Annotated in this window: 5 protein-coding genes; 3 read left to right on the forward strand and 2 right to left on the reverse strand. The window is 47.8% G+C overall.

The window, feature by feature from the left end:
• Both HKN79_08285 and HKN79_08290 read left to right on the forward strand, forming a co-directional pair.
• On the forward strand, nucleotides 1-261 hold a 261-nt coding region (locus HKN79_08285), incomplete at its 5' end, for a lysophospholipid acyltransferase family protein (protein ID NNC83561.1).
• Nucleotides 251-1,525 (forward strand): replication-associated recombination protein A, encoded by a 1,275-nt coding sequence (locus HKN79_08290; GenBank protein ID NNC83562.1) that lies wholly within the window; start codon nucleotides 251-253, stop codon nucleotides 1,523-1,525. The genes HKN79_08285 and HKN79_08290, both read left to right, overlap by 11 nt.
• On the opposite strand, the gene HKN79_08295 is transcribed toward HKN79_08290, so the two are convergent.
• On the reverse strand, nucleotides 1,516-1,941 hold the full coding sequence (locus tag HKN79_08295) for a hypothetical protein (protein ID NNC83563.1): 426 nt from the start codon (nucleotides 1,939-1,941) through the stop codon (nucleotides 1,516-1,518). The genes HKN79_08290 and HKN79_08295 overlap by 10 nt on opposite strands.
• A 151-nt stretch (nucleotides 1,942-2,092) precedes the next feature.
• Between HKN79_08295 and HKN79_08300 the strand changes: the two genes are divergently transcribed.
• Complete coding sequence (locus HKN79_08300; GenBank protein NNC83564.1) at nucleotides 2,093-2,797, forward strand: C40 family peptidase; 705 nt, start codon at nucleotides 2,093-2,095, stop codon at nucleotides 2,795-2,797.
• Here the strand turns inward: HKN79_08300 and HKN79_08305 are convergent.
• Nucleotides 2,787-3,328 (reverse strand): T9SS type A sorting domain-containing protein (locus HKN79_08305; GenBank protein NNC83565.1); only part of this gene is annotated, 542 nt, incomplete at its 5' end. The genes HKN79_08300 and HKN79_08305 overlap by 11 nt on opposite strands.

Consider the following 3,328-nt stretch of genomic DNA (forward strand, 5'->3'; position numbering starts at 1 on the left):
GGAAGGGATACCCTGGTATTCACCGGACCTGAAAGATTGAGCAAGGAATATGATATCCCCGTAGTGATGGGTCGGATCATCCGAGAGAAGAGGGGTCGCTATTCCGTGGAGTTCGAGGTATTGACCATGGATCCCAGATCCACTGCCGAAGGAGAGATCACCGTCCGATCCAATCGGGACGTTGAAGCATTGATCCGAAAATATCCTGAGCAATGGCTATGGAGTCATAAGCGATGGAAACACACTCGGAATGGAGAATAGGCCATTAGCAGAACGGATCAGGCCGCAGAGACTTTCTGAGATCATCGGTCAGGATCACTTGCTCGGGAAATCGGGTGCAATACACCACTTCGTAGAAAAGGACTCCCTTCCATCGATCATTCTATGGGGACCTCCAGGTGTCGGTAAGACGACCTTAGCAGAGGTCATCGCCCATGAGATCGACCGCCCATTCCACAAACTCAGCGCGATCAATTCGGGAGTCAAAGATGTGCGGGAGGTCATCAACAAGAGTCAGAATCAAGGATTGTTCGCAGGTAAGCGACCTATTCTTTTCATCGATGAGATACATCGCTTCAGTAAGTCCCAACAGGATTCCTTGCTAGAAGCCGTAGAAAAGGGCAAGGTCACCCTTATTGGTGCCACTACTGAGAATCCTTCATTTGAAGTCATCTCCGCCTTACTGTCCAGATGTCAAGTGTATGTCCTGAAATCACTGGATGAGAAAAGTTTGGAGCGCCTGGCTATGCGCGCTTTGCAAGAGGACCCTGTGTTAAGTCCCATGGATATCCGGATTCAGGAATTCTCAGCCCTGCACCGTATAAGTGGCGGTGATGGAAGGAAATTTCTCAATGCTCTGGAATTGCTGGTTCAATTACACGATCAAGGACCACTTATCATCACAGATTCCTTGGTGGAGAAAGTCATTAAGGAGAATCTGGCCATGTATGACAAGGGCGGTGAGATGCACTACGATATCATATCAGCCTTCATCAAATCCATCAGGGGAAGCGATCCACAAGGGGCCGTCTATTGGCTGGCCAGAATGGTCGAAGGTGGCGAGGATCCTAAATTCATCGCACGGAGACTGGTGATAGCAGCCTCTGAAGATATCGGGCTGGCCAATCCGAATGCTTTGCTCATGGCACAATCCACCTTTGATGCAGTGGCCCAAGTGGGCTGGCCTGAGTCCCGAATCATTCTTTCCCAGTGTGCGATCTACCTAGCAAGTTCTCCTAAAAGCAATACTGCGTATACCGCCATTAACGAGGCAATAGCAGAAGTGCGATCAAGCGGTGACCTATCTGTACCGATGCACTTGAGAAATGCTCCTACAGACATGATGAAACAGATGCATTATGGCAAAGGATACTCCTATGCACATGAGGGAGAAGGGAACTTCATACCTCAAGACTACCTACCCCAAGAACTGAAAGACAAGAACTTCTATTCTCCAGGACAGAATAAACGAGAAGAGGAGATTTCCAATAGGTTGAAACATTGGTGGAAGGAACGCTATGACTGACCGTCAGGGTTCTCCACTTTGTGCATGTGACTGAGAAAGCCGAAAAGGAAGCCGACCGAAGAACCTCCTATACCCTGCTCTACCATCTGCCAAATGAAATCCACCACGATATGGTGTAAGCTGTTCTGATTGAAGGAGACACCGAGCACAAAGGCAATGAGATAGATGAAAAATCCCAAGCAAGCGCCCATGAGTGCTCCCTTGTATTGCATCTTCTTGGTGTATGTATAGTAGTATAAATAGGTGAGTATCAGACCTATGACCAGATACACGACACCTGCCAATAAGAAGTACAGCCACATCGGATACTTGATATTGACATAGTCATTCAGGAGCACCCCATGCCATAGAAATGACAATGCGTACATGATGACCGCGCTGGTCAACCAGGATGTCAAGAACCATTTGGTCTTCATCTGAATTCTCGGAACGTCTTTAAGCAATTCTCAAGAGTTTTATCCTGTGTTGAGAATTCTCAACGCAGTCATATACCTCTTTCAATATTAGACGTAATGTTGTAGCATAAGTCACTGAATCCAATGTACTGATCAACAGATTTATACACTCATGCGACTTCGTACCCAACTCGCTTCCATTCCACTGAGAAACAAAGATACTGACCGTTCAGAAATGGTCAGTCAATTACTTTATGGCGAAGAATTCACCGTGCTTGAACAGAAAGGTACATGGATACGGGTCAGATGCTCACACGATGGCTATGAGGGATGGTTGGCAAAGGAGCATGAATACACCTCCGATGTTTTGGATACCAAGCTAATCCGTTCACCCGGCTTTCTTACTCTAAGTGATGATTCGATCATCCGAATCTCTCCTGGGAGTCGCTTGACCACCCAAGAAATACAAGACTTCACAGCTCTTACCGAGATTGGCCCTGATTCCCCCATCGCTACTGCCCACCTCTTTCTCAATACCCCCTATCTGTGGGGAGGCCGTTCTATCTGGGGAATTGACTGCTCTGGTCTCGTGCAGGTCTGTATGGCATGTCATGGTGCAGATCTTCCGAGAGACGCTTATCAACAAGCGGAACAAGGGGAGTCTATCGAATTCGGAAAGCACCTATCTGGGGACATCGTATTCTTCCAGAAAGAAGAAGGAAGGATCCACCACGTAGGATTCTGCTTGGATGAGCAACGCATCATTCATGCGTCTGGAAGGGTACGTATCGACCGATTGAGCCCTGAAGGTATCGTACGCTTATCTGATGAGCAACTCAGCCATAGATTCCATTCTATCAAGCGTATCAGTACCTGAGTACTTGGTACACCACCCGGGAATCCTTAGCCTTGACATGGACAAAATAGAGTCCTGCGGCATCGGGTAGTTGGACAAAGACCGTATTGCCCCGCACATCCCTAGCATAGCAAAGCTTACCTGCAGCATCCCATATCTCCACTTCATCTATGCTGAAATGGGCTGAGTTGCGAATGGCCACCTCGCCTGTGAATGTAGGATTGGGGTAGATAGTGATCAGTTCATCCAACTCGACCAGCTCTACACTACTGGCTCCACTTATGATCTCATCTGAGGCTACGAGTACAGGATCCTTATCTGATGACTCATACATCCATTCGAATAGGTCGATATCCTCGCTCTCATATTCGAACATAGATGCAAGCCATCGAGGGGGTGTGACTTGGAAATATACCTTGGCGGTCACCGTGATATCACCATCATAGGTGCCGATAGGTATGCGGTAAGAGACTCTATCCGTTCCGGATCCCTGCTCTCCTGATTCGTCCAGATTGAAATCATCGTCCATCAATACCGCTCCATAATGTCGGG

This window comes from Flavobacteriales bacterium, assembly GCA_013001705.1.
Classification (GTDB): domain Bacteria; phylum Bacteroidota; class Bacteroidia; order Flavobacteriales_D; family JABDKJ01; genus JABDLZ01.